Below are 566 nucleotides of genomic sequence, written 5' to 3'. Positions count from 1 at the left end.
ATGGTGTCGGTCACGGTCGCGGTGGCCGACGCGCCATTCAGACTGACGTTCTCGAAGTTACCGCCTTCAACTTTGGTAACGGTCGCAGTGACGGTGCTTTCGTCCTTGTAGACGTCTTCGACGTTGGTATTCGGGACTTGCAGCGTGCCCTTACCGGAAGCATCGACGTTGACCTGGTACTCAGTACCACCGACGTTCACAGTCAAAGTGGTAGCGCTGCCAGTCTGCGGTGGATTGCTCAGCTGGAAGTTGAAGGTGACGTTTGCGTCGCCTTCTTTCGCTGGGTCTGCTGTGACGGTGACGGTGGTCGTGTCGAGAGTGTCGGCCACAGTCGCGGTCGCCGAAGCGCCATTCAGGCTGACGTTCTCGAAGTTGCCGCCTTCGACCTTGGTGACGGTCGCGGTAACGGTGCTCTCGTCTTTGTAGACGTCATCGACGTTGGTGTTCGGCACTTGCAGCGTGCCCTTACCGGAAGCATCGACGTTGACCTGGTACTCAGTGCCACCGACGCTCACGGTCAGCGTAGCAGCGCTGCCAGTCTGCGGCGGATTGCTCAACTGGAAGTT

General features: G+C 58.8%; 1 protein-coding gene. It reads right to left on the bottom strand.

Annotated features, from left to right (window positions below; genetic code table 11):
• Positions 1–566 (bottom strand): immunoglobulin-like domain-containing protein (locus tag FEM01_RS24265; RefSeq protein WP_171031023.1); only part of this gene is annotated, 566 nt, incomplete at both ends.

The sequence above is a fragment of the Pseudomonas mosselii genome, from assembly GCF_005796105.1.
Taxonomy (GTDB): Bacteria; Pseudomonadota; Gammaproteobacteria; order Pseudomonadales; family Pseudomonadaceae; genus Aquipseudomonas; species Aquipseudomonas mosselii_C.
This window is presented reverse-complemented; position numbering and strand designations above follow the sequence as displayed.